The sequence below is a fragment of the Acinetobacter sp. 22301 genome, assembly GCF_052045285.1.
GTDB lineage: Bacteria > Pseudomonadota > Gammaproteobacteria > Pseudomonadales > Moraxellaceae > Acinetobacter > Acinetobacter pittii.
On record NZ_JBQEOR010000018.1, the window covers coordinates 1 to 22,028 of the forward strand.

Consider the following 22,028-nt stretch of genomic DNA (forward strand, 5'->3'; position numbering starts at 1 on the left):
TTATTATAATCATGAGAGAATCAAGGTGAAGCTACAAGGTTTATCCCCTGTACAATATAGAAACCAGTTTTTAAAAACTGCTTAACTAACTGTCCAACTTTATGGGGTCAGATCATTCCGCCGCAGAGGGGGCACGCAGGGATGCCCACAAAAAAGAGAGACTTTTTCGTGTGCTTTGGGTATGCGGCCTGTCAAAGCCGACTGGCAATGTGGCCAGCAGGCAAAGGATAATCGGAGGGGTTTTAGGTGTCAATGTGATATTGGCTAGAAAATAATTAAATAAATATTGTTTTTTATTGGATTAAAATATTTAACTAATTTATTAAAACTCATTATTTAGTAAAAATAATAATAGAACAAAAGAGGGTTAGCAGACTGATTTACCCAAAAATCAGCACATCCGAAGATGTCCCCCTTCCGTTCCGCCGCAGAGAATAATAAGAGAGATTTCAAGTGTCAATCGGATATTGGGTGGATTTTTAAATTTAATTATCTAGTTTAATTAGGGAATTATATTTGGTGATACACCGATAAAATGGATAATTAAATCCATCTTATCGACTTGCTAGAATCGGTTTTTAAAACCTTATTTTTTTATTGTTTAATATATTTGGGGAACTCTTTTAAAACCTTATGACAAAAGTGGCCCTGTGTGTCCTCTTTCTTACGCTCTTCAAACTCCTTCATACCAAATTTCATAACCTCTCTACCATATTTTTCACCAAGATCATGTTTAGTACATTTTGCGGCAGCATCCTTTAACTCTTCTGAATAATAGTGATAATTACAATCAAGCTGAGCACGGCTTAAAAAACCATGCAGTTCCACTGCTTTCTCACACTGAGTTTGCTCTAGAAGATTTCTAGACTCTTGAGCAGCATAAATTGATGTTGCTAAGAATAAAGTGAAAATCGTTACTAAAATATTACGCATTATTTCCCCGACAAAGTTATTAAAAGTATTAGTGATAATATTGCGGGCGTATTAAATAATAATTATTTATAAGTGTCTATTAATAATAAAGAAAATGGGATAAAACCCCATCTCTTTTGAATACTTAATCACCTTAATAAAATTGGGTGATTAATTTTTATCAAGTGAATGATATTAAATTTGTTTTATAACCATCTTTAATATTATTCGAGTTATTCGAAAAAAGAGTTTTAGTGATATTTAATCCATTTCTAATCTACTAAAACCCTTATTCATAACACTACGTTAAAACCCTAATTTCTTAAAGATAAAATAACCCACATGGCTTTCAAAGCTACCGTCATTTTGGATTTTAAAATACTTCTTCACAAGGTCAGATGAACCTTCCTGCAAATAACGTAAAGTTTTGATTTGATCTTCAGGCGTTTTCATGCGCTTTACCCAACTATCAAAGTCTAACGAAAGCGTTTGTTTATCTAAACCCACCAAATCAAAGCCTGCATCTTCAATAAAATAGACCCACTCTTTCACACTATAGTTTCGTACATGGCTTGGGTCTCGAATAGTTTCGATGGTCTGTAAAAAAGTATCTAATATGGGCGAGCTAGAACTAATAATGTCTACAAAAATAACAATACCATCTGGCTTAAGCACACGGTTTACTTCTTTCATGGCAGTCGGAACATGTTGCCAGTGATGCGCAGAATATCGGCTAATGACCACATCAAACTGCTGATCACTAAAAGGCATGTCCTCAGCAATGCCTTGCTGCACAAAAATGTTTTTTAATTTGCGTTGGCTAGCCGTCTTAGACACGGTGTCTAACATTTCATGAGATAAATCGTAAGCAAAAACAAGGTCGGCATGCGGAGCAACATTGTAGGAAACATGCCCACCACCACAGCCTAAATCAAGGACTACAGCTTTTTCAATTTTCTGAATCTCATTAATAAATTTATTAAATTCAATACCTTCAGAATGAGCTTGGCTATTTAAATAGTCGAGAGATTTATTTTGATATTGTTTTTGATTTATATCATGCTGGGTGATCATAACCTTGCTCCTCCTTTGTAATGGAATTACATTAAAGGAAAAGTTAGATAAAAAATAATGATTAGTTTTTCTTCAATTCATAAATAAAAGTTATTATTTAATTGAATACAGAGTAAGCACAAAAATTGAAAATTCTTAAATCCAATAGACAGCTATACTGTGTTTATCTAAAAATTTTATAACACTCCAAAATGCCAAATATTATTTTATTTGATTTAGATCAAACTCTACTTGACCGAAATACATCCCTTATAAAATTTGTTGAGTGGCAAGTAAACTTTTTTCAATTGGTATCACAAGAAAATAAACAAGCTTTTATAACTAGATTTATCGAATTAGATAACAATGGAAGTGTGTGGAAAGATTTAGTTTATTCTCAATTATTAGAAGATTTTAATATAAAAAACTTTAGTGTTGAGAGCCTACTTGAATCGTACATTAACGACTTTAATAAGTTTTGCCGCCCTTTTGAGAAAGTTCTAGAAACAATTCAAAATCTTTATAACAAAGGATATAAATTAGGCTTAGTTTCTAATGGTAAATCCCCCTTCCAAGAAAATAATTTTTATGCACTCGGTCTCAAAGAGTTTTTTTCTACAATTATCGTCTCAGAAGCCGTAGGTATGCGAAAACCAGATAGACAGATATTTGAGTATGCATGTAAAGAACTTGGCTGTACTCCTAATGAATGTATTTTTGTAGGAGATAATCATAAAGCCGATATTGAGGGTGCTAATAACGCAGGAATGAAAACTATATTTTTTCACCCAGATCCTTCTATCTGCTCGACTGTAGCGGATAAAAGAATTCACCATTACGATCAACTAGAACCAGCAATTAATACATTAGAGGATTTCATTCTTTAGAAAAGGATATTTGTTCTTTTTATTAAATCCGCAAAGAGCACTGTTTAGTCACCCTTACTGAAACAGTGCTCTTTGCTCCATCCCAACCTCTATCCAGAAAGGTTCGATGCATAGAAATAGTGTATGTACCTTTGACTCAAAATGTTTCCTGTATTTTTTAAAATTTTTAAACATTCACAGCATAAAAATGAAGTATATTAATTTTTATCAGAAGATTCTTCTTTGGTTTATATTTTGAACAGAACAGAATACACACTAGATCGTATAGATCGGAAAATTTTATCTGCATTACGTGGAAATGGCCGTTTAACTGTAGCTCAACTGGCCGAAGAAGTAGGGCTTTCATCTTCTCCATGCTGGACTCGACTGAAACGTCTGGAAACTTTAAAAATTATTGAAGGATATACGGTAAACGTAAACCAAAAAGCGATTGGCATTCATGAAGTCTTTTTTATTGAAATTACTTTAGAGCGCCACGATGACGAAATGCTAGAAAATTTCAGTGAAGCATTAGCAGATATACCTGAAGTAGTGGAAGCTCATCTCGTCACAGGTGACTATGATTATCTGGTTAAAGTAGCAGTCAAAGATGCTGACCATTACGAACGATTTTTAAGAAAGAAGCTTTATTCAATTAAAGGAATACGCCACACCCGTTCGACCTTTGCCCTACGCCCTCTCAAATCTGCTAATACAGCCGATTTAATGTTAATCGAATAGAAATGCTAAACACTTAGAAATAATTCCTTAATTTATTGATTTAAAAATCTTTATTAAGATAGAACCTAGAAAATATAACAGATCATAGCTCTGTTATATTTTTTTTAAAAAATTCTGTATCTATGATTACAGCCTTCACCTCTTCAAAATGTAATTAATCTGAATTGGAGGCATCGCCATGAACATTTTGAAGAAAAAAAATAAGGCCAGTTTTGTATTCTTTATTATTACCCTCTACTCTTTTATTGGGTTTGGCTTAGGCTTCGTAATTTGGGAATACTTTTTAAAGGCCTAGTTTGCTAAAGAAGCATCAGCTCACCTCAGTAATAATTTCTGAAGTGATTTCTTTACTACGATGATATGCGGCCTTCATGGCTAAACGTATATCATCAGATACATTTCCTAGTTCAAACATTCTGAGTGCTGATTCGGTAATCCCGTTAGCCAACGTCACCTTACCACACAGATCCGCTGGCGGGACATTACTTTTACGGACCATTTCAACTGCGCCACTAGCCGCTTGGAGTGCTAAATCTAGAGCAAATTGTTTATCAAGTCCTAAAGAAACCCCTGTCTTTATCATGCTGTCTAAAAGATAGAAAAAGTAAGCTGGTCCCGAACCAGACAAAGCAATAATTGCGTCTGTCTGCGTTTCAGACGGCGCCCAAAAAGTCTGACCAGTTGCAGAGTACAGCATTTCAATTAGGTCTTTATCCAGCTGGTCCATTTGCTCTGAAGCAATAAGCACATGCGTCCCGGTATGCGTAAGCACAGGTGGATTTGAAATTACACGAACAATTTTTTTCGAACCCGTAAAACGAGTTAAGTTTGCAATATCTACTCCCGCCATCATAGAAACTATAATTTTACTAGCTAACCATTTTTTTAGCGGTATAAGTGTCTCTTTTAACTGTTTAGGCTCTAGTAGCAAAACAACAATTTCAGCTTTTTTTAGTCCATTTTCTTTTTGCTTCAAAGCATTTGTATCATTAATCTTTTTCTCTTCAATAAGGTGTATTTTTTCTTTTTGAAATCCTTTTAAAACCAACCCTCCTATTAACGCTAAAGCTAAATTACTACTGCCAATAAAACAAATATTAGGTTGTACTGCATTTAACATTTAAAATGTTTTCCTTTCTTAAGAGAGGTTTATAACAACAAATATTATCTATAATTTAATTATATATATTGAATTAATGATGACCGTCTGAATAAAGAACCCACTTTAATAAAATATATTATTAAAGTGGGTTTTGTTTTATTTGCGCAATAAATAAAACAACTTTAGATTAAGCCTAATGTATTACTATTGTTAGTAAATACCACTAAAAAAATGTTAATCTATGTAACATATACAAGAGTATTGTAAAAAATTCTGTAACGAATTCTATTAAGCTTATATAAAGAATATCTATTACTTAATAAGAAAATCTTTAAACCAAAACAAGACACTGAAGTGTTCTAGTTCAAACAACTAAAGAGTTTCTTTCTTGTTCGCTAAAATTCTCTCGGCTTTTCTGATGGCCTGTTGTAAATCAATATCTTCGCACACCCAAAAGGTAAAAATTTTTCCAAATAGGTGGAAATGCTGTTTAACATACTGAGAGCTATTGTCTGAATAGTGCTCTTCTATCTTAAAAAAATCATTATGATTTTCTATCTTTTGACCGTCTAAAATACCGCCAATACAAATATCCATTTGAGTACCATACACCTAATTACTTATATTTTAACAAAAAATTTAGAAGCACTTTTAAGAGCATATTTTTATTCTGCTTTTTATTTTGAAAGATAAGTTTAATTAAAACTTATAAAAAACCCACAAGATAGAGTGGGTTTTTAAACTCTTCTAAAGCGCTTTAGCCTTAAACATATTCTATTTAAATAATATATTTAAAACAACTCTAGTCGCTCTATGAAATTATGAATTCTGAAGAATCACAATATTTGAAGCTTGTGGGCCTTTTTTACCCTGTACTACAGTAAACTCAACACGTTGGCCTTCTAAGAGAACCTTAAAACCTTGTGTTTGAATATCGGTAAAATGAGCGAAAATATCCTTACCTTCATCAGCCGCAATAAAACCAAAACCTTTAGTTTCATTGAACCATTTTACTGTACCAGTAGAAGTAGACATATATTTATCCTAAATTTTAAAATATTATAACTTATTATTGGGGAAACCAATTTAACTAAAAAATAGACGTGAAAACTTAAATATCTGAATGAACCGAAGACTTATAAATAAAACTACGAAATAGAAATTTATGATGACAAGAATATTTTGTTAGTTATGCTCGACTATACACGCTTCAAAATCATTTGCAATCGATATTCAAAATAATTAAAGCAAGAAAAATTTTATAGTGTTGACTCAACATCTTTCATCTTGATTTGATTAAAGATTCTTTCAATTAAAAATCTAATATTCTATATTTTAATTGAAAGAAGTACTTTTAATTCTTGAATTACTGACGCCATTAATAGAATTTCTGTTCACCAGCAGGGCGTGTTTTAAAGCGTCGGTGAAACCACATGTATTGTGTAGGGGCAATTCGAATTTGATTCTCAATAATCTTGTTTACCCTTTCAGCGTCACTGACTTCACAGCCACTCGGGAAGTTTTCTAATTTTGGCTCTACCAACACATGGTATTGAGGGTTACGAATATCACCACTTCGATAAAAATATAAAGGCACGGCTGCTGCTTTTGAGATATCCATTAGTCTGCGATGCGCTGTAACAGTAGCTGCCTGAATACCAAAAAATGATGCCATTACGCCTTGTTTTAAGCCAAAGTCCTGATCTGGGCTATACCATATCGCATGACCATGTTTAAGGTTTTGTATGAGTCCACGCATGTTGTCTCGAGCAATTTGGTTTTTATACACTCGCGCACGACTACGATGAATCAAAAAATCTAAAAACGGATTGTTTTGAGGTCGGTAAACCACGTCCATATTAAAGAATAAAGTACATGCCGCTCCACCTGCATCTAAAAGCGTACTGTGGGTACCTAATAAAAGTACGCCATTTTCCTGATTATTAGTTAAATTTTCTAAACCATCTATGTGAACACGACTTTTAAACCAATTTGGGCAATACCAAGCATTTAAAGCTTCAAATACACCCGTTAAAGTATCAACAAAAACCTGTTTAGCTTTTGCCTCAATTTGCAAAGGTGTTTTTTCTGGGAAACATGCTTGTAAATTACGTAGTGTAGTTTTTCTTCGAGAACTTAAAGATTTCCACGCTATTTTTGATAGTAAGTCAGCAAGGCGCCATTGAATAGCCCAAGGTAACATCGCAAATAACATTAGAATAAAAGCTAAAAACCATATACCCCAATATTTAAACGCTAAAAAGGAAAATTGAAACTCGCCAGATTTAAACTGCCGTTCATTTTTCGTCATACTATAGATTTCTTGAGGTATAGACTTAGTATACTAACATGCTCAATTTTTAACGTTGTGTGTTTATGTTGCTTTCACTTTTATAGTTTTATATGTCCTATTTATTTATATAAATCTATATTTTAAATATTTAATCTATTTAAGCCTTAAATATACATAACCTTCTGTATACATCGATTATTTTCTCATTTAAAGTAACCGCACAATCTTGCCTCAATTGATAAATAGGATATATCAGCGTGAGCGGTCTTTTAGTATTTATAACAATAGCATTTCTTACCCTATTAAGCCCAGGACCGGGAGTTTTATTTACTGTCACAAATTCAATTAACTATGGTGTTAAAACTGCTTTGTTTGGAATAAGTGGTTTAATTATTGGTATGTTTGTGATCGCTGTAATTTCTGCCAGCGGTGTAGGACTTATTATTACCAGTAATCCTACTATTTTTACGGTTTTAAAGTTTATTGGTGCATTTTATCTAATGTATCTCGGATATAAAAACTTCACTAAAAAACTTGCAACCCAAGAGTTAATGACCGATCAACAAAAAGATAAAGCTGTAAGTAAATCTAAATTGTTTTATCAGGGCCTATTCGCATCTTTGCTTAATCCTAAAACAATCGTATTTTTTATCGCACTCTTCCCTCAATTTATTGATATCAAGAAAGAGATTTTAAATCAATTTTTAATTCTTTCTTTAACCTTTTGTTTTATTGGTTTTTTAATTCATTTAGTTTACGCAAATTTTTCTTCGATTTTCAAAGAGAAGATGTTGGCTGGAAATAATTTCTCGATTCTCAACAAAATTAGTGGCGCTATTTTCTTTCTGCTTGCCATTTTACTCATCGCACAATAAAGCATTGCTCGACCTATTATTTGTTAAAAAGCCTTAACTCATGGTTAGGCTTTTTAACTCATTAGATCTTTAAACATGTTCTCTTCTAATACATTTTTAGAGTATTACTCTGTTTAATATCCAACCATAAAAGAAATCTTCGTAGTTAGGGTTGTTCTCGGTAATTTCAATATAATGCTGCCCTTGCATAATATTTAAAATGCGCACGAGTACTTTTTCACCCTCTTTATTACGTCTATTTAAGTACGTAGCCAGTGCTTGCAAAGTAAGAGGTCCGTACTGGCCATCTACCACAAGATTTGACCAACCTTCCTTCCCCTGCTTATTCAGCAGATTTAAAGCACGTTGTAATAAAGGCTTTGTAAAATTGATGCCACAATTTATAGCTGTATCCAGTAACTCTTCTGCAATAGCTGGGCTAATCGCATTAATCTGGTCAAACTGTGGTTCAAGCCAGTATTTTTGCTTATAAATAGATTTGGCGATACTTAAGGGCAAGTCTTGCATGTTGCCTTGATATCCGTTCGATCGAGCGACTGCTTCTGTAATGCCAAATTTAGTCGCATGGCCATGATCTGATGGATGGTTAACATATCCGCCTTCTCGGCTGATAACTTTTTCTAAGTATTGATCAATATTCATTTTATTCTACCTTTATATTTAAAGCTGTCTTTAGCTATTTTGGAGATCATCTTTTGCTTTTTTTAGGTCTTTAATGACCTCTACAATCGTTTTACCTTCTTGTTTATTGATGAAGTTAAATATCCATCTCACAATAGCCCAGCCCGGTAAACCACAGATGAAGAAAAATCCAGATAGGGTGATCATTCCCCAAATATCGGATACCCATTCATGCAGGTTCCATTTCATAATAATGAATGAGCCGCCTGTCAGGCTTGAAACTACTGTACAGATGAGAGCAACAATCCATTCTTGTGGAGAACGAGGAAAACGCATCATCAATACAACTGCGACAACTAAGCTGACTGCCAAAGCCACCATAATTGCAATACTATAAAAATTTAAAAATGTGGCTAACCCACTGCTAGAAACTGTTTCCATGACTTTGTCCTGCGCTAAAGGGTAAAACTTGAAAACTCATCACGTTGACCAGCTTGTGGTTTTCAATGTTTATTAATCCCTTCGTTTTCTTTATTACAGTCAATAAAAAACACTAACGCTTTAAAGCAGCGCTAAATTGCAAGACGAACTTATCCTTGACCCCATTTATTTCAGGGGTCCGAGAAAGAATGTTTGTATGCTAAAGCCTGTTAGTGTGCACCGTTTAAGGCTTGTTCAATCAACTCAATCACTGTGATTGCACCAATCGCTTTTTGCATAGAGACTTGATCATCGAATTCGAATGCGTCATCTTCAAGCTCATTTACAATCTGCTTGGCCTCCTCAAGTGCCCTTTTTATTTTTTGTACCTTATATTTGTTTACGTCTTTGGCAATTGTCGGGATATACCCTCCACGTTTTGCATTTTTAAGTTGTTTAGCTCTGTTCTGCATTGCTGTAGTCATTCACTATCTCCAACTCAATGTACTCGTTAGTAAGGCGTCTTTATCGTTTGTTATTCTTGAGGTTTTGATACATTCTTTGAGCAATATAGCTAAGCTATGACTACAAATGTGTGTTCAAAACGTTTCATCTGGTACAACAATCATAAAGAACCCAACTATATGCAATTAAGTCACTAATTTATAAACAAATATTTCCTTTTCTAAAAATGTAAAAAAGTATTAAATTTTGTGGATTTAAGCTTTTTACACGCCTTAATTTTTTGACCAAAAAGTTCATATAAGGCTTTGCCGTATATCGGAAACTTTTGTTAGGTCTCACAATCTTTGTTAAATTCTTCATGTTCTTGATACCCTTTATCGACGAACATTAAGCCTGATCCACGGAATCGGGCTTTTTTTTATTCCAATTTTTGTTTTGATAGCCTGTTTGCAAATAATAATTGAGCTATCTCCCTTTTATTCTGCTACCTCTAGAAACAAAATAAATTTAGCTTCCATCTCAAAGCTTTGATAAAGCAATAAATAGTGACTTAGGCACCACTTAAAATTTCTCTATTTATCTTGAGATATAACTGATATTATAACTATAGTTATTATTAGTCAATAACTATAGTTGTTTTACTAGATATAACTTAAGTTATATATTTGTTATAAGTTTACTGGTGTAACCATTATGGCTCTTAAAGACCGTTTAAAAGACTCTAGAATTAAAGCCAAAAAAACTCAGGCTGAAGTGGCAGAAGCTGTAAAGATGTCACAACCTGCCTATCAGGCTTTAGAGTCAGGGAAAAATTTAAAATCTGCATTTCTTCCTTTAATTGCCCAATTTTTAGGAGTGGATGGTTATTGGTTAACGACTGGGAATACTGAAGACTCTTTTAGAGAAAGTGATGTATTAAGCCCGACTGTGGTGAGTGCAGAATCTACCGATCAATATGTCTGGATTGAAGTCGTAGAAGCTAACTTTTCTTGTGGGACTGGTGAATCTATTGAATTTCATTTTGATGCTATTAATGGAAAAATTCCTTTCCCCGCTTCATTCTTTAAAGAAAAACGTGTTGCACAAGAATGCATGCGTATTATTAAAGCTAAAGGCGATAGTATGACCGACTACATTAAAGATGGAGATTTGGTCGGTATTGATATCTCACAGACTGAAGTCATTGATGGCGAGATTTATGCGGTTTACTTTGCCGGTGAAGGAATGATTAAACAGATTTTTAAAGAAGCAGATGGTTCTTTAATTTTGCACAGCTTAAATGAAAAATTTAGAGATCGACGCGTAACAGAAGAGAACGGTAAAAACTTTAAGGTTATGGGTCGCCAGTTTTGGCGAGCAGGCTAATTTAGTTATTAAATATAATTAAAATAATAATACGAGCTTTTTAATCATTTCAGCCTTTTTATAACTTTAATTATTTATATAACCTGTAAACATAAAAAAACCTATCTCCTTTAAAAGAGATAGGTTCTCTCGCTTTATTACCATGGTTTTATCAACAATATGTATTTAAACGATAAAGTTGATTAAATCCGGCATAGAAGCTTTTACCATCTTGATTTAACTCAATTTCTTCACCAGATTGAAGTTGAATTTTTTTACCAACTTCGACCCAACGATATCCATCGAGAGAGTTTTGTTTACGCACATGAGGAACAATCCTCACATTAATTTCATTGCCATTTACGGCTGTGGCAATGTGCCACTCATTTACTATATTCACAATCATTCACTCATCACTGAGCTCATGTGATTTTACGGTATGTAATTAGAACGCTAGATTTAGGGTATGGACAGTTCGTCTAGAATTTAATATTTAGCTTTATATAGGGTTATTTATAAGCTAATTGCTTTTCATAATTTTCGTATTATGAAAAGTGGTACATCACAGAGCATAATATTTTTGGATGCGGGAGTCGGATTTGAACCAACGACCTTCGGGTTATGAGCCCGACGAGCTACCAGACTGCTCCACCCCGCAATTGGAAGTAAGCTTTATACGCTCATCTATTTTATAAAGCAAACTTTATTTTTTAATCGGTTGTAATTATTAACAATTCTCTTTTTATTATTTTTTCATTTTAACCATTCAGTCTAAATTCACCTATCAATTTCAATTTTTAATTCTTTAAATTGTTGTATTTATTTTAAATAGAACCCGATATTCATAGACAACAATTGCCTTGGTTGGATGGCTTTTATACTATCTAGTTTGGCCCTTTAATTTTTAGTTCGTATGTCTGAACCTCAGTTTTCCCTTAGTGAATATCTCGGCACAGTTCAGGAAGTCATACGTGTGGCTTTTGATGAGCCAGTTTGGGTAAAAGCAGAAATTCGAAATTTAAATATTAAGGGCGGCCATTACTATTTAGAACTCGCAGAAAAAGATGCAGAGACTGATAAAGTCATTGCCAGCTGTAAAGCCACAATCTGGAAATTTTCAGCGAGTAAAATTGTTTTAAAGTTTGAACGTGAAACTGGGATTGAGATTTCGAGCGACTTAAATGTGCTCATCAAAATTAGAGCACGTTTTGATCCTCAATATGGATTTTCGGTCAACATCGAAGAGATTGACTCAAGCTTTACGTTGGGTGAAATTGCTAAACGTTATCAGCAAATTATTGAACGCCTTACTCAAGAAGGTTTAATCCATAAAAATAAACTTCTTCCCACTCCTTTTGATATTCAAAATGTTTTAGTCATTGCTCCTCAAAATGCTGCGGGCCTTGGTGACTTTAAAAAAGATGCAGATGCACTTGAGCGAAATGGGGTTTGCCATTTTGTGTATCACACCGCTACTTTTCAAGGAAACACGGCTGCAACCAGCTTGATTGAATCCTTAGGTTCAGGTTTAAGGCAATGGGCCAGTACGTTTAACTTTCCACCTGACTTAATTGTGATTATTCGCGGTGGTGGATCGGTGAATGATTTAGCTTATTTAAATGATTATGAACTTGCCGCTCTACTTTGCAAACGGAGTGTACCCATTTGGGTAGGCATAGGGCATGAAAAAGACCGTACAATTCTTGATGAAATTGCTCATCGCTCATTTGATACACCAAGTAAAGTGATTGCTGGCATCCGAAACCACATTGTTGAACGCGTACAAGAAGCTGTAGATAGTCTGCAAACGATTAAGCTACTTTCTCAGCATCAAATCACGATCTATCAAAGCAAGAATGATCAACTGCTTCATCACATTAAGTCATCCGCACAGAGTCAACTTAGCTCGGCACATCGTTTGCTTGACCAGATGAAAGAACGTATTCAGTTTAGCTCACAGCAACAAGTTAAATTTTCATTAGCCCAAATCGAATCTTTGATGAAAGAAATTCTTTTGCAAAACCCGAAACAGGTTCAGGCCAAGGGCTATGCAATTGTTAGATCAGAAGGAAAAGCGATTCGCTCTATACACCAAATTTCAAGCCCCGCCCTTGCTATTGAGATGCAAGATGGTGTGGTTGAAGCCAACATTACGCAGGTAATTCCAAATGAAGAATGAAGAATTAACGTTTAAAGATGGTCATGACATTTTGAAGAAAAATGCCGAATTACTTGAATCTCAGGAAAGCCCGGATATCGATAATTTAATGAAAATTGTTGAAGAATCTATTACGGCTTATAAAGCATGTAAATCACGTATTGAAGCTGTTCAACAAGCTCTAGATGAGACATTCAAAGAATAAAAAAAGCCCACTCCTACTTCTCATTGAAGAAATGGGCTTAGTGAAATCCACTTAATCCTGAAATGCAAAAATGTGGATTAGGTCACATTTTTACACAGAGGCATAGTCCCATAACCATTTTAGATGTTCAATATTTTAATTGTGTCTATACGTTAGTTTGGCTTAATTTTCACCACCTCTTAAATAAAACGACTTCTATTAAGACCATACAAACACAAACTCTACTCATGGTTATTGTTAAATTTAATTTAAGAGTTATTCCTCACTGAATGGACCAATTAACTGATAAATTTTGCCGTCTTTAGGGTTTTCATAGAGCAAATCCATATTGGGTAAAATAATATCGTCATTAATTTCAATATGTTCAACACTTTTATGAAGCTCAAGCACGTGGTCATTCATGGGTCTAACTTTTGCCAAAGCAATTGATTCTTTATCAAACTGATCCTTGATAATTACTTTTAATCTTGTCATGAAAATCTCCTGAAAATTAAATTTTTTAATATAAATAAAGGGTTAAGTTTAAAATGAGCTAATCGCAGAATAGCCGATTGGCATCGCAAAAAAAGTTAAAATAAATGCAGCCGTACGTTGTAAATTACGTTGGTTTAACCAAGTTACTTTGTTTGAAATTAATACGGTTCCAAAAGCAATCCATAAAAATGCAATGGGTGTAATTAATGATAAAAAAATAGCAATATGCACAAAATAAACGTGAAGCACTTCCCATGCTGCATGTGGAAAAATAGCAGAAGCAAAGAGTAAAGCTTTAGGATTTAAAAGTGTTGCAACAAATAAAGCCTTAGGCGTAATCAGTGGGTTGTCTAATTTGATGTCATTTGTTGATGTTATCCAAAGTTTAAATGCAAGGTAGAGAATAAAAGTTGCACTTATTAACTTTAATAAGGCAGGAAGCCAAGGGATAAAATGTGAAACTGACTCAAGCAAAACACCCCATGAAGTAATTGCAATGAGATAACCCATCACTTCAGCAGGAATAAGTTTAAGAGACTGCTTCACCCCTGCTTGTATTCCAGCCGAGGCTAACAATGTATTTGTTGGGCCCGGAGTCAACAAAATGGTGACCACAAGTCCAATAAACATAAATGACACCATAGGCAACGAACTCTTTAATTATGCTAGGCGAAATATGTCAAAAAGGAATATCTATTGTCGACATAATGGTTGTAACAAGAAATATTGAAGTTTATTTTTTTAATTTTAAAACAAACAATTAACTCCACCTGACTACAAATTCACTTACTATTTCAATAATTTTAAATATGCAAAATCGATCACAGAAACATAGAATAAGCGCTATTTTTTCTGCTCGCTAAACCATTAAATCAAGCTTTTTTTTCACAGAAAAATAAGCCGTTATTTTTAATATTTAGTTCTTATTCAGCTTATTTAATAAACGCTTTTTTTCTTACTTGAAATTTGAAAATTGATCAATATATAAACAACTAGAAATCGTGATTTTACTGAATATGATGTCCCGTTCCCCATCAATTCTTTGATTGTCGCTTTCATCAAATAAATCAGATGATGGAGGATGCATGATGAATGCTTATGTTCGCCCTTATCCAGATGGTTTTAAATCTTATTTAGGTAAGAATCAGAAAACCGGACTCTACATTGTACGAGTTGGTTGGACGGTTTATGAAACGAATGGCAATGGCTCTGTGCTGTACATTGTTAAGAATGAAGATACGATTCCGTTGGATGTAGAAAAGTTTAAAACTGATCGTCCCAAAATTTATGCTGCTCTTCTAAGTGAAGTCCAGTTTCAACGCAAGAAACAACTCGCGATTGATCTCCAGCAATCAAACATCCCTTCTTATGACCGTAAAGCCTACAAAAAACGGCGTGGCTTTATAGACTCTTAAGTGAAGGTATTTACTTTAAACTCATATAGAAAAAGCACCCTTAGGTGCTTTTTCTTTTAACGACCAGTTGTAATTAATACGAGCATACTCAGTATTAAAGTGCTTAATGATCGTTTGCAATGTATGTGGACTTCATGCTCAGCTCCGTGAGCAAATTGATTAACGTTTTCCATTTCGTGTGCCCTTAAAGTTCACACTGATAATTTGCACAATTTTCACACAATAAGAAATTAGCCAAAAGTATTATATCGAATCAAATTTTAAATCTAATGCTGGGCAAGTAGTTTTGAAATTTATAACTGAAGTAGCTAGATGTAACATTCTTATACGAGGTTAAACCCTATTGAGCGTTTGTAGACCTTTCATTTCAAACTCACCTACCAAAGAAATGATTTTATAAAATGAAAAGAGATAACAATATTCTGTTTTTTAATAATAGTCTTCGACAGGAGAACTTTTATGGAAACTCAACAAGAAACCAACTCTTCTTTATTTTGTAATGCTTCTACCTCAATTCAAGCATGTATTGAATGTATGATTGCCTGCAAAACATGTGCAGCTGCATGTTTGCAAGAAGAACATGTGCACATGATGCGTGAATGTATTAAGCATTGCATGACATGTGTAGAAACCTGCCAACTTTGTACGTCTTTAGAACTCAGAAACTCTGAACTAGCAGAATCAGCCATGCAACTTTGTGCGAACGCTTGTCAACTTTGTGCAGCAGAATGCAGTAAACATGACCATGAACACTGCCAAGTTTGTGCTAAAGCGTGCCTTGCTTGCGCACAAGCTTGTCTGGCATATCGTGCCTAAGTGGTATTTACAACTTTAAGCCTACGCAATCTTTAGATCGTAGGCTCATTAAAATATTTTAAATAACATTGAATTAAATATTCTTTATTTAAACTAATTACAATTTTTACTTTTTTATAGGCATAAAAAAAACCCGCATCTTGGGGAAAATGCAGGCTCTTAGATCTCCCACAACGACCATGAGTTCATTATTAAACTTGAACTTTAAACCGTTAACCAAATGTACCCTTAATAAAAACAAATTGCAATACAGAAGAGTCTGTATATTTGAAATATTTTATTATTTTTACATTACTTTTTCATAAATAGTTTAAAAATATAAGATATTTCCAAATAAGAAATAGTTTTTTACAGGCATTAAAAAAGCCCGTTTCACGGGCTTTTCTGCAACGGTGAGCAATATAAGCGTTGTGTCTATCCAACTCTTGTTTGCTCTTTGCTAGCTATATGTAAGGTTTTATCGTATCTTTTGCCCTGTCCCAAGTTTCCCTGTGGAGCGAGGAGATATTACGATTACCTTAAGTACATTTATAGCACATTATTTATTCATGACTAGTGTTGTTCACGTTTTTTTACAAATGAACAAAATACGATCTATCCTTAATATTTAAGGGTTTTCTACCCCATTTGGATATTGGCGAGCGTCATCACAAATTGGATACCACTTCACTTGTGAATTGACAAAAGCATGAGAGATGACTGGCATCGATATTTCTTCATTAATAAGTCCGACCCTCAGGCGTACCACTTCTGACTTATCTAAACGTTCACTCCAGATCGGTGAACCGCAAGTTTTACAGAACACTCTCTTTTTGTTTGGAGAAGCAAAATACGCTTGCAAAAGATTTTCACCCTGTACAATGTTTAAATCAGTTTTCTGTACCTGTGTAATAGCTGCAAAAGCAGCCCCTTGGGCTTTTTGGCATTGCTTACAATGACAAACCATAATGGGATTTAATTCAGCATTAATGCTGAGTTGAACACCATTACAAAGACAAGAAGCTGTATAAATCATGATTTTACCCTTTTATTTTTATGGGATTTAGCTTACACCCACCCCTTTCTCAATGTGGTCTAAAATGGCACAAGAAGCCTGTTGGTCGCCACAGCAATCATCGGCAGAAGCCTGCAAAATATTAACCATTTCTTGTAGGTGGGCAATTTTTTGCTTTAATTCGGCAATGTGTTTGACGGTTAAGGCTTTCACCTCTGCACTATGCCGATCAGTATTTTTCCAAAGTGAAATAAGCTCTTTCATCTGTTCAGATGAAAAACCTAACTCTCGAGCATGCTTTAAAAAGTTTAAAGTTTTAAGGTCTGTTTCTGAATATATGCGATAGCCAGAAGCAGAACGCTGAGCTGCTTCAAGTAAACCGATTTCTTCATAGTAGCGAATCATTTTCGCCGAAATGCCCGAATGTTTGGATGCCTGACCGATATTCATCTCACACCTCAAATATTAAATTTGGTTTAAGACCTGCTGTCATGATCTTAAACCAAAAGTTGATTTTCAGCACGCTTACTCTACTGGCGCATGAAAGCGTTTTAAGCGTAATGCATTGCCTAAAACAAAGACCGAAGAAAGTGCCATCGCGCCTGCTGCAAACATCGGTGAAAGTAACACACCAAATGCTGGATATAATGCCCCTGCTGCAATTGGAATTAGGGCTACGTTATATACAAATGCCCAGAACAGGTTTTGACGTATGTTTCGCATGGTGGCTTTACTTAATGCAATTGCATTCGGTACGCCTTTTAAACTACCTGACATGAGCACAACATCAGCTGCTTCGATGGCAACATCTGTTCCTGTACCAATAGCTAAACCGACATCTGCTTGCGCCAAGGCTGGTGCATCGTTAATACCATCACCAACAAAAGCTAAGCGCCCATACTGTTTTTGCAGTTGGCGGACTGTGTCCACTTTGCCCTCGGGTAAAACCTCTGCCACAACTTCGTCAATATTCAGCTTTTTGGCAATTGCTTGCGCCGTATGACGGTTGTCTCCTGTAATCATGGCAACTTTGAGACCTAATTGATGCAAGGCCTCAATCGCAGCATAGGTTGTTTCTTTAATTGGATCTGCCACAGCAATAATTGCCGCAAGTTTTTGATCAATAGCAACGTATAGCGGGGTTTTGCCTTCTTCACCTAACTGAGCAGCAATCGCTTGGAAAGAGTTGGTGTCTAAACCAAGTTGGTGCATATAACGGTCTGCGCCAATTTGTACTTTTTGGCCTGAAACTTCTGCTTCAATACCTGAACCTGTAATCGAGTTAAATGCTGTTACTGGTAATAGGTTTAGGCCTTCATTTTCTGCTGCTTGAACAATCGCGAGAGCAATCGGGTGTTCAGACTTAGCTTCGACCGAAGCCACTAAAATCAGCACTTGTTTGCGTTCAAAGCCAGATTGCACATTAAAGTCAGTCAGTGTCGGTTTGCCTTCGGTGAGTGTACCCGTTTTATCAACTGCAACTACTTGCGCTTCTTGTAAAAGCTGCAAAGCTTCACCTTTACGGAACAAGACACCTAACTCGGCACCACGTCCAGTACCGACCATAATAGAAGTTGGTGTTGCAAGTCCCATCGCACAAGGACATGCAATAATCAGTACCGCAACCGCATTCACTAAACCAAAAGTCAGCGCAGGTTCTGGCCCAAAAATAAACCAAACCAAGAAAGTAATTGCAGCAATTAACATCACTACAGGTACAAACCACATGGTGACTTTATCGACTAAGCCCTGAATCGGAAGTTTAGAACCTTGGGCTTGTTCAACCATACGAATAATTTGTGAAAGTACAGATGAGCTACCCACTGCGGTTGCCCGAATGTTCAGTGTTCCGTTTTGATTGACCGTGCCTCCAACCACCTGTTGTCCCACTACTTTTTCAACAGGAACTGGTTCACCCGTAATCATAGATTCATCAATGTAGCTGTGCCCTTCAACCACTTCACCATCGACTGGCACACGTTCACCCGGACGAATTTCTACAATAGTTCCACTGACCACTTCAGCAACAGCAACTTCAACCACTTGACCGTCACGTTGAATACGGGCTGTCTTAGGCTGCATTCCTACCAAATGTTGAATCGCTTGTGAAGTACGCCCTTTAGCTTTGGCTTCAAAATAACGTCCGAGTAAAATTAAACTGACAATAACGGCAGCCGCTTCAAAGTAAACATTAACCGTGCCTTGTGGTAACACATGCGGTATAAAGGTTGCTACCACTGAAAAACTGTAGGCAGCCAAGGTGCCAACTGCCACTAGCGAGTTCATATCGGGTGCTAAACGCCATAAGGCTGGAATCCCTTTTTGGTAAAAACGGCGACCAGGAAAAACAAGAACTAAGGTGGTTAAAGCAAACTGTAAAATCCAGCTATTGTATTGACCAATCGTGTCCATGATCCACATGTGAAAAGCTGGAATGAGATGTGAACCCATTTCCAAAATAAACACAGGTAAGGCCAACACAATCGAAATGATCAAATCTTTTTTAAGCTGATCTAACTCTGATGCTTTTTTATCGAGTTGCTCATTTTGATTTTTTTCAGATGCTTTCGCGTCATAACCTGCTTTTTTAACAGCGCGAATTAAGTCTTCAACATTAACTGATGCATCTGCTTGTACCCAAGCCTGCTCTGTTGCTAAGTTAACTGTAGCTTGTTGAACGCCGTCTACTTTTTTAAGGGCTTTTTCTACACGTGCAACACAAGATGCACAGGTCATGCCCTCAATAGATAACTCAACTGGTGCGGCTTTTGGAACATCATAACCTGCTCTTTCAACTGCTTTAATCAGTGCTTCGCGCTGGATTGGTTGATTTGAATAAACAACGGCTTTTTCTGTTGCCAAATTAACGTTGGCAATCTCTACATTTTCAACTTTCTTAAGTGCTTTTTCGACACGACCTACACACGAAGCACAGGTCATGCCTTCGATTGGAAGTGTTTCACTATATGCTGGCAATTTTGTGGTTTTTGAGTCCATCAAACACCTCTGCAAATCTGCAAAATTTAATATTCTGTATTGAGCATACAGATTCCCATCATGGGAAGGTCAAGCATATTTTTTTAAAAATTTGGTCTTGACCTTACAATCATGACAAGGTTTAGACTCAGTGTTATCCAAACAAATATCTCATTCTTGATGGAGTATGAACATGAAACTACTTATTGAAAATATGACTTGTGGCGGCTGTGCACGTGGTGTGACTGCGACGATTCAGGACGTCGATCCAAATGCAAAAGTAGATGTAGACTTAGCGACCAAAATCGTGACTGTTGAAAGTAGTGAAAGCATCGATAAAATTACCGAAGCACTTGAAGAAGATGGTTTCCCAGCGAAAGTGCAATAGTCGATAAGGCCTAACGTTTAAAGTTAGGCCTTTATTTTTGAGCTTGTTGATATTGACTCAAAGCTGAAATTTTTTAATTCGATAATCCAGTGCTGCCCGAGTTAGCCCCAATAAACGTGCCGCTTCAGACACATTATGATTTGCCTTTTTTAAAGCCGTTAAAATTAACTGCTTCTCGTGTTCTTCTAAATTAAACTCTGCCTGCAACAATTGCTCAAAGTCGGTTTCAACAACTACAGCCTGCTCTGGGTCATGCTTGATCTGTGGGAAAATGGCATTTAACTTAATCAGTTGCTGATCATCCGTTAATAAAACAGCCCTTTCTAATAAATTTTCCAACTCACGAATATTTCCCGGCCATTCATATTGCTGCATAAAAACTTTGGTCTTTTCACTTACACCCTGAATGGTTTTGCCGTACATTTTTTCAAAGCGATGAAGAAAGTGTTCAACCAATAAAGGAATATCTTCACGGCGCTCTCGCAAAGGCGGGATCTGCACTGGGAAAATATTTAAGCGATAATATAAATCTGCGCGAAATCGCCCTGTTTTTACAGCCTGCTCAAGATCTTCATTGGTTGCTGTAATTACACGGACATCTAAAATACGTGTCTGTGAATCTCCGACTCGCTCAAATTCACCTTCCTGCAAAATGCGTAATAGTGCTGCTTGTGCACGAGGAGAAAGCTCAATCACTTCATCTAAAAAAATCGTACCACCATTGGCTCGTTCAAACTTACCCAAGCGAGACTGATGTGCTCCTGTATAAGCCCCTTTTTCTACCCCAAATAACTCAGACTCAATTAACTCTGGTGGAATCGCTGCACAGTTTACTGCAACAAAAGGTTGGTCTTTTCTTTGGCTATTTGCATGAACCCCTCGTGCAAAAGCTTCTTTACCAACCCCTGTTTCGCCTTGTAGTAAAATAGAAACTTTCGAGCCTGCTGCTTTTGTTAATAATGCACAGACCTGTTTATAAGATGCTGACTTACCCACAGAGCTAAATAATTGGTAATCGACTTCGCTGTCGCTATAAATTGATTTTTTAAGCTCAAAAAGTTCAGCCTGCAACGCAATCAGTTCTTTTTCCATAGGTTCGGGTGACATGAACTGAATCAGCTCATCAGCATTTTCCCACTCTTCTAAAGGCTTACCAATAATACGGCAATGCTCATCGCCGCAAGCTTTACACTCTATTTCTTGATAAATAATGGTCATGCCCGTTGCAAAACTACTGTAGCCGCACGCATAACCCAGAAGCATCCAGCACGCAGGTTCATCACTTGAGCCAAAATGCTCTAAATGCACATCGGCTTCAAAAGAATTGAGCCAATTTAAATCGGCATAAAACTGTTTTTTATCATGGCTTAAATTGAGCTGGTTGGTCTGTACTTGCACCATTCCACGAATCGCATGCATTTGTGGGCCCGCCATAAAAGCATCGTGTTCATTTAAATCGGGACGCATTTTTGTTGTAACTTCTGCATCTTTTAACCCAGCTTGATAACCTAAACGAATAAAGAAACGCTTAGTCCGCTCAAGTCCAATCATGTGCGCTAAGTCTTTACGCAAATATCCCATAATGCTGGTGTGTAAAAGCAGCATCCGATATTCATCAAACCAGATTTGGCCGTGGGCAGTATCAAAGTGCAGTTTAGACAGCAAATCGTGAATTTCTTGCGGATGATCTGCGTATCGTCCCGTTGTATCGTATTTTACTCGAGCCATGAGTGATCTGTTTTAATCCATTAAACACATTTGGGTTTTATCTCATCTTATCGAAGAACCAGATAAATGTCCTAGTACCTTAAAGACATAACTTCATACTAAAAAAGTATTTCTAAATCTCTCCATTTAAAGCCTCAAACAATCTAAAAAGAAATTTTTACGACCCTATTCATCAAATCATG

Annotated in this window: 27 protein-coding genes and 1 tRNA gene; 11 read left to right on the forward strand and 17 right to left on the reverse strand. The window is 35.9% G+C overall.

Going from position 1 to position 22,028, the window contains the following annotated elements; translation table 11 throughout:
* Window positions 1–85, forward strand: an 85-nt coding sequence (locus ACTJJH_RS17625; protein WP_202743106.1) for an IS3 family transposase, incomplete at its 5' end; no start/stop codon positions are given.
* Window positions 86–594: 509 nt separating this feature from the next.
* On the opposite strand, the gene ACTJJH_RS17630 is transcribed toward ACTJJH_RS17625, so the two are convergent.
* Window positions 595–933, reverse strand: coding sequence for a hypothetical protein (locus ACTJJH_RS17630; RefSeq protein ID WP_017481398.1), 339 nt, complete (start codon window positions 931–933; stop codon window positions 595–597).
* Window positions 934–1,218: 285 nt separating this feature from the next.
* Window positions 1,219–1,986 (reverse strand): class I SAM-dependent methyltransferase, encoded by a 768-nt coding sequence (locus ACTJJH_RS17635; protein ID WP_284108481.1) that lies wholly within the window; start codon window positions 1,984–1,986, stop codon window positions 1,219–1,221.
* A 191-nt stretch (window positions 1,987–2,177) separates the two neighbouring features.
* Between ACTJJH_RS17635 and ACTJJH_RS17640 the strand changes: the two genes are divergently transcribed.
* From ACTJJH_RS17640 to ACTJJH_RS17650, 3 genes are all read left to right on the forward strand, one after another.
* Window positions 2,178–2,852 (forward strand): HAD family hydrolase, encoded by a 675-nt coding sequence (locus ACTJJH_RS17640; RefSeq protein WP_025466012.1) that lies wholly within the window; start codon window positions 2,178–2,180, stop codon window positions 2,850–2,852.
* Window positions 2,853–3,086: 234 nt separating this feature from the next.
* Entirely contained in the window at window positions 3,087–3,572 is a 486-nt protein-coding gene (locus ACTJJH_RS17645; RefSeq protein WP_031944142.1) for an Lrp/AsnC family transcriptional regulator, read from the forward strand.
* Between the two features lie 178 nt (window positions 3,573–3,750).
* Window positions 3,751–3,867 carry a hypothetical protein gene (locus ACTJJH_RS17650; protein WP_002117441.1) on the forward strand — a complete coding sequence of 39 codons (117 nt, stop codon included), beginning with the start codon at window positions 3,751–3,753 and terminating at the stop codon, window positions 3,865–3,867.
* A gap of 15 nt (window positions 3,868–3,882) precedes the next feature.
* Here the strand turns inward: ACTJJH_RS17650 and ACTJJH_RS17655 are convergent, their stop codons facing one another.
* The 4 genes from ACTJJH_RS17655 to ACTJJH_RS17670 form a co-directional block, all read right to left on the reverse strand.
* Complete coding sequence (locus tag ACTJJH_RS17655) at window positions 3,883–4,692, reverse strand: pyrroline-5-carboxylate reductase family protein (protein ID WP_440601527.1); 810 nt, start codon at window positions 4,690–4,692, stop codon at window positions 3,883–3,885.
* Between the two features lie 354 nt (window positions 4,693–5,046).
* Window positions 5,047–5,271: a hypothetical protein gene (locus ACTJJH_RS17660; protein WP_005076883.1), complete on the reverse strand. Its 225-nt coding sequence runs from the start codon at window positions 5,269–5,271 to the stop codon at window positions 5,047–5,049.
* Between the two features lie 222 nt (window positions 5,272–5,493).
* Complete coding sequence (locus ACTJJH_RS17665) at window positions 5,494–5,709, reverse strand: cold-shock protein (protein ID WP_005070223.1); 216 nt, start codon at window positions 5,707–5,709, stop codon at window positions 5,494–5,496.
* Between the two features lie 343 nt (window positions 5,710–6,052).
* Window positions 6,053–6,985 (reverse strand): LpxL/LpxP family acyltransferase, encoded by a 933-nt coding sequence (locus tag ACTJJH_RS17670; protein ID WP_032056596.1) that lies wholly within the window; start codon window positions 6,983–6,985, stop codon window positions 6,053–6,055.
* A gap of 239 nt (window positions 6,986–7,224) precedes the next feature.
* Here ACTJJH_RS17670 and ACTJJH_RS17675 point away from each other — a divergent pair, with 239 nt between their 5' ends.
* On the forward strand, window positions 7,225–7,842 hold the full coding sequence (locus ACTJJH_RS17675) for a LysE family translocator (protein ID WP_014206232.1): 618 nt from the start codon (window positions 7,225–7,227) through the stop codon (window positions 7,840–7,842).
* Window positions 7,843–7,938: 96 nt separating this feature from the next.
* Here ACTJJH_RS17675 and ACTJJH_RS17680 read toward each other — a convergent pair whose 3' ends face one another.
* The 3 genes from ACTJJH_RS17680 to ACTJJH_RS17690 all read right to left on the reverse strand — a co-directional run bounded on the left by ACTJJH_RS17680 (window position 7,939) and on the right by ACTJJH_RS17690 (window position 9,368).
* The gene (locus tag ACTJJH_RS17680; RefSeq protein ID WP_311082781.1) at window positions 7,939–8,484 is read right to left on the reverse strand and encodes a glycoside hydrolase family 108 protein; all 546 of its coding nucleotides are present in this window, start codon (window positions 8,482–8,484) and stop codon (window positions 7,939–7,941) included.
* A 30-nt stretch (window positions 8,485–8,514) separates the two neighbouring features.
* A complete protein-coding gene (locus ACTJJH_RS17685; RefSeq protein ID WP_002119864.1) occupies window positions 8,515–8,904 on the reverse strand; it encodes a hypothetical protein in 390 nt (129 codons plus the stop codon).
* Between the two features lie 209 nt (window positions 8,905–9,113).
* The gene (locus ACTJJH_RS17690) at window positions 9,114–9,368 is read right to left on the reverse strand and encodes a hypothetical protein (RefSeq protein WP_002119927.1); all 255 of its coding nucleotides are present in this window, start codon (window positions 9,366–9,368) and stop codon (window positions 9,114–9,116) included.
* Between the two features lie 673 nt (window positions 9,369–10,041).
* Here ACTJJH_RS17690 and ACTJJH_RS17695 point away from each other — a divergent pair.
* Window positions 10,042–10,713 carry an XRE family transcriptional regulator gene (locus tag ACTJJH_RS17695; RefSeq protein WP_017481391.1) on the forward strand — a complete coding sequence of 224 codons (672 nt, stop codon included), beginning with the start codon at window positions 10,042–10,044 and terminating at the stop codon, window positions 10,711–10,713.
* 151 nt (window positions 10,714–10,864) lie between these two features.
* On the opposite strand, the gene ACTJJH_RS17700 is transcribed toward ACTJJH_RS17695, so the two are convergent.
* Window positions 10,865–11,098, reverse strand: a complete 234-nt coding sequence (locus tag ACTJJH_RS17700) for a hypothetical protein (RefSeq protein WP_002119938.1) — start codon at window positions 11,096–11,098, stop codon at window positions 10,865–10,867.
* 175 nt (window positions 11,099–11,273) lie between these two features.
* Window positions 11,274–11,350, reverse strand: a tRNA-Met gene (locus ACTJJH_RS17705).
* A 255-nt stretch (window positions 11,351–11,605) separates the two neighbouring features.
* Between ACTJJH_RS17705 and xseA the strand changes: the two genes are divergently transcribed.
* Window positions 11,606–12,871: an exodeoxyribonuclease VII large subunit gene (gene xseA / locus ACTJJH_RS17710; RefSeq protein WP_440601528.1), complete on the forward strand. Its 1,266-nt coding sequence runs from the start codon at window positions 11,606–11,608 to the stop codon at window positions 12,869–12,871.
* Window positions 12,861–13,055, forward strand: coding sequence for an exodeoxyribonuclease VII small subunit (xseB, locus tag ACTJJH_RS17715; RefSeq protein WP_002119890.1), 195 nt, complete (start codon window positions 12,861–12,863; stop codon window positions 13,053–13,055). The genes xseA and xseB overlap by 11 nt, the downstream gene beginning before the upstream one ends.
* Window positions 13,056–13,310: 255 nt before the next feature.
* On the opposite strand, the gene ACTJJH_RS17720 is transcribed toward xseB, so the two are convergent.
* Window positions 13,311–13,529, reverse strand: a complete 219-nt coding sequence (locus ACTJJH_RS17720) for a hypothetical protein (RefSeq protein WP_017481389.1) — start codon at window positions 13,527–13,529, stop codon at window positions 13,311–13,313.
* A gap of 48 nt (window positions 13,530–13,577) precedes the next feature.
* Complete coding sequence (locus ACTJJH_RS17725) at window positions 13,578–14,171, reverse strand: LysE family translocator (protein ID WP_005076893.1); 594 nt, start codon at window positions 14,169–14,171, stop codon at window positions 13,578–13,580.
* Window positions 14,172–14,614: 443 nt separating this feature from the next.
* Here ACTJJH_RS17725 and ACTJJH_RS17730 point away from each other — a divergent pair, with 443 nt between their 5' ends.
* Both ACTJJH_RS17730 and ACTJJH_RS17735 read left to right on the forward strand, forming a co-directional pair.
* Entirely contained in the window at window positions 14,615–14,944 is a 330-nt protein-coding gene (locus ACTJJH_RS17730) for a hypothetical protein (protein WP_440601529.1), read from the forward strand.
* Between the two features lie 459 nt (window positions 14,945–15,403).
* Window positions 15,404–15,760, forward strand: coding sequence for a four-helix bundle copper-binding protein (locus ACTJJH_RS17735; protein ID WP_005070246.1), 357 nt, complete (start codon window positions 15,404–15,406; stop codon window positions 15,758–15,760).
* 607 nt (window positions 15,761–16,367) lie between these two features.
* On the opposite strand, the gene ACTJJH_RS17740 is transcribed toward ACTJJH_RS17735, so the two are convergent.
* From ACTJJH_RS17740 to ACTJJH_RS17750, 3 genes are all read right to left on the reverse strand, one after another.
* Entirely contained in the window at window positions 16,368–16,775 is a 408-nt protein-coding gene (locus ACTJJH_RS17740; protein WP_410562864.1) for a GFA family protein, read from the reverse strand.
* A gap of 27 nt (window positions 16,776–16,802) precedes the next feature.
* The gene (gene cueR / locus ACTJJH_RS17745; RefSeq protein ID WP_001020650.1) at window positions 16,803–17,204 is read right to left on the reverse strand and encodes a Cu(I)-responsive transcriptional regulator; all 402 of its coding nucleotides are present in this window, start codon (window positions 17,202–17,204) and stop codon (window positions 16,803–16,805) included.
* Between the two features lie 75 nt (window positions 17,205–17,279).
* Window positions 17,280–19,751, reverse strand: coding sequence for a heavy metal translocating P-type ATPase (locus ACTJJH_RS17750; protein ID WP_440601530.1), 2,472 nt, complete (start codon window positions 19,749–19,751; stop codon window positions 17,280–17,282).
* A gap of 166 nt (window positions 19,752–19,917) precedes the next feature.
* On the opposite strand from ACTJJH_RS17750, the gene ACTJJH_RS17755 reads away from it, so the two are divergent.
* Window positions 19,918–20,118 carry a heavy-metal-associated domain-containing protein gene (locus ACTJJH_RS17755; protein ID WP_078210158.1) on the forward strand — a complete coding sequence of 67 codons (201 nt, stop codon included), beginning with the start codon at window positions 19,918–19,920 and terminating at the stop codon, window positions 20,116–20,118.
* 57 nt (window positions 20,119–20,175) lie between these two features.
* Here ACTJJH_RS17755 and mobR read toward each other — a convergent pair whose 3' ends face one another.
* The gene (gene mobR / locus ACTJJH_RS17760; protein WP_440601531.1) at window positions 20,176–21,846 is read right to left on the reverse strand and encodes a phenol degradation transcriptional regulator MobR; all 1,671 of its coding nucleotides are present in this window, start codon (window positions 21,844–21,846) and stop codon (window positions 20,176–20,178) included.
* Window positions 21,847–22,028: the final 182 nt, after the last annotated feature.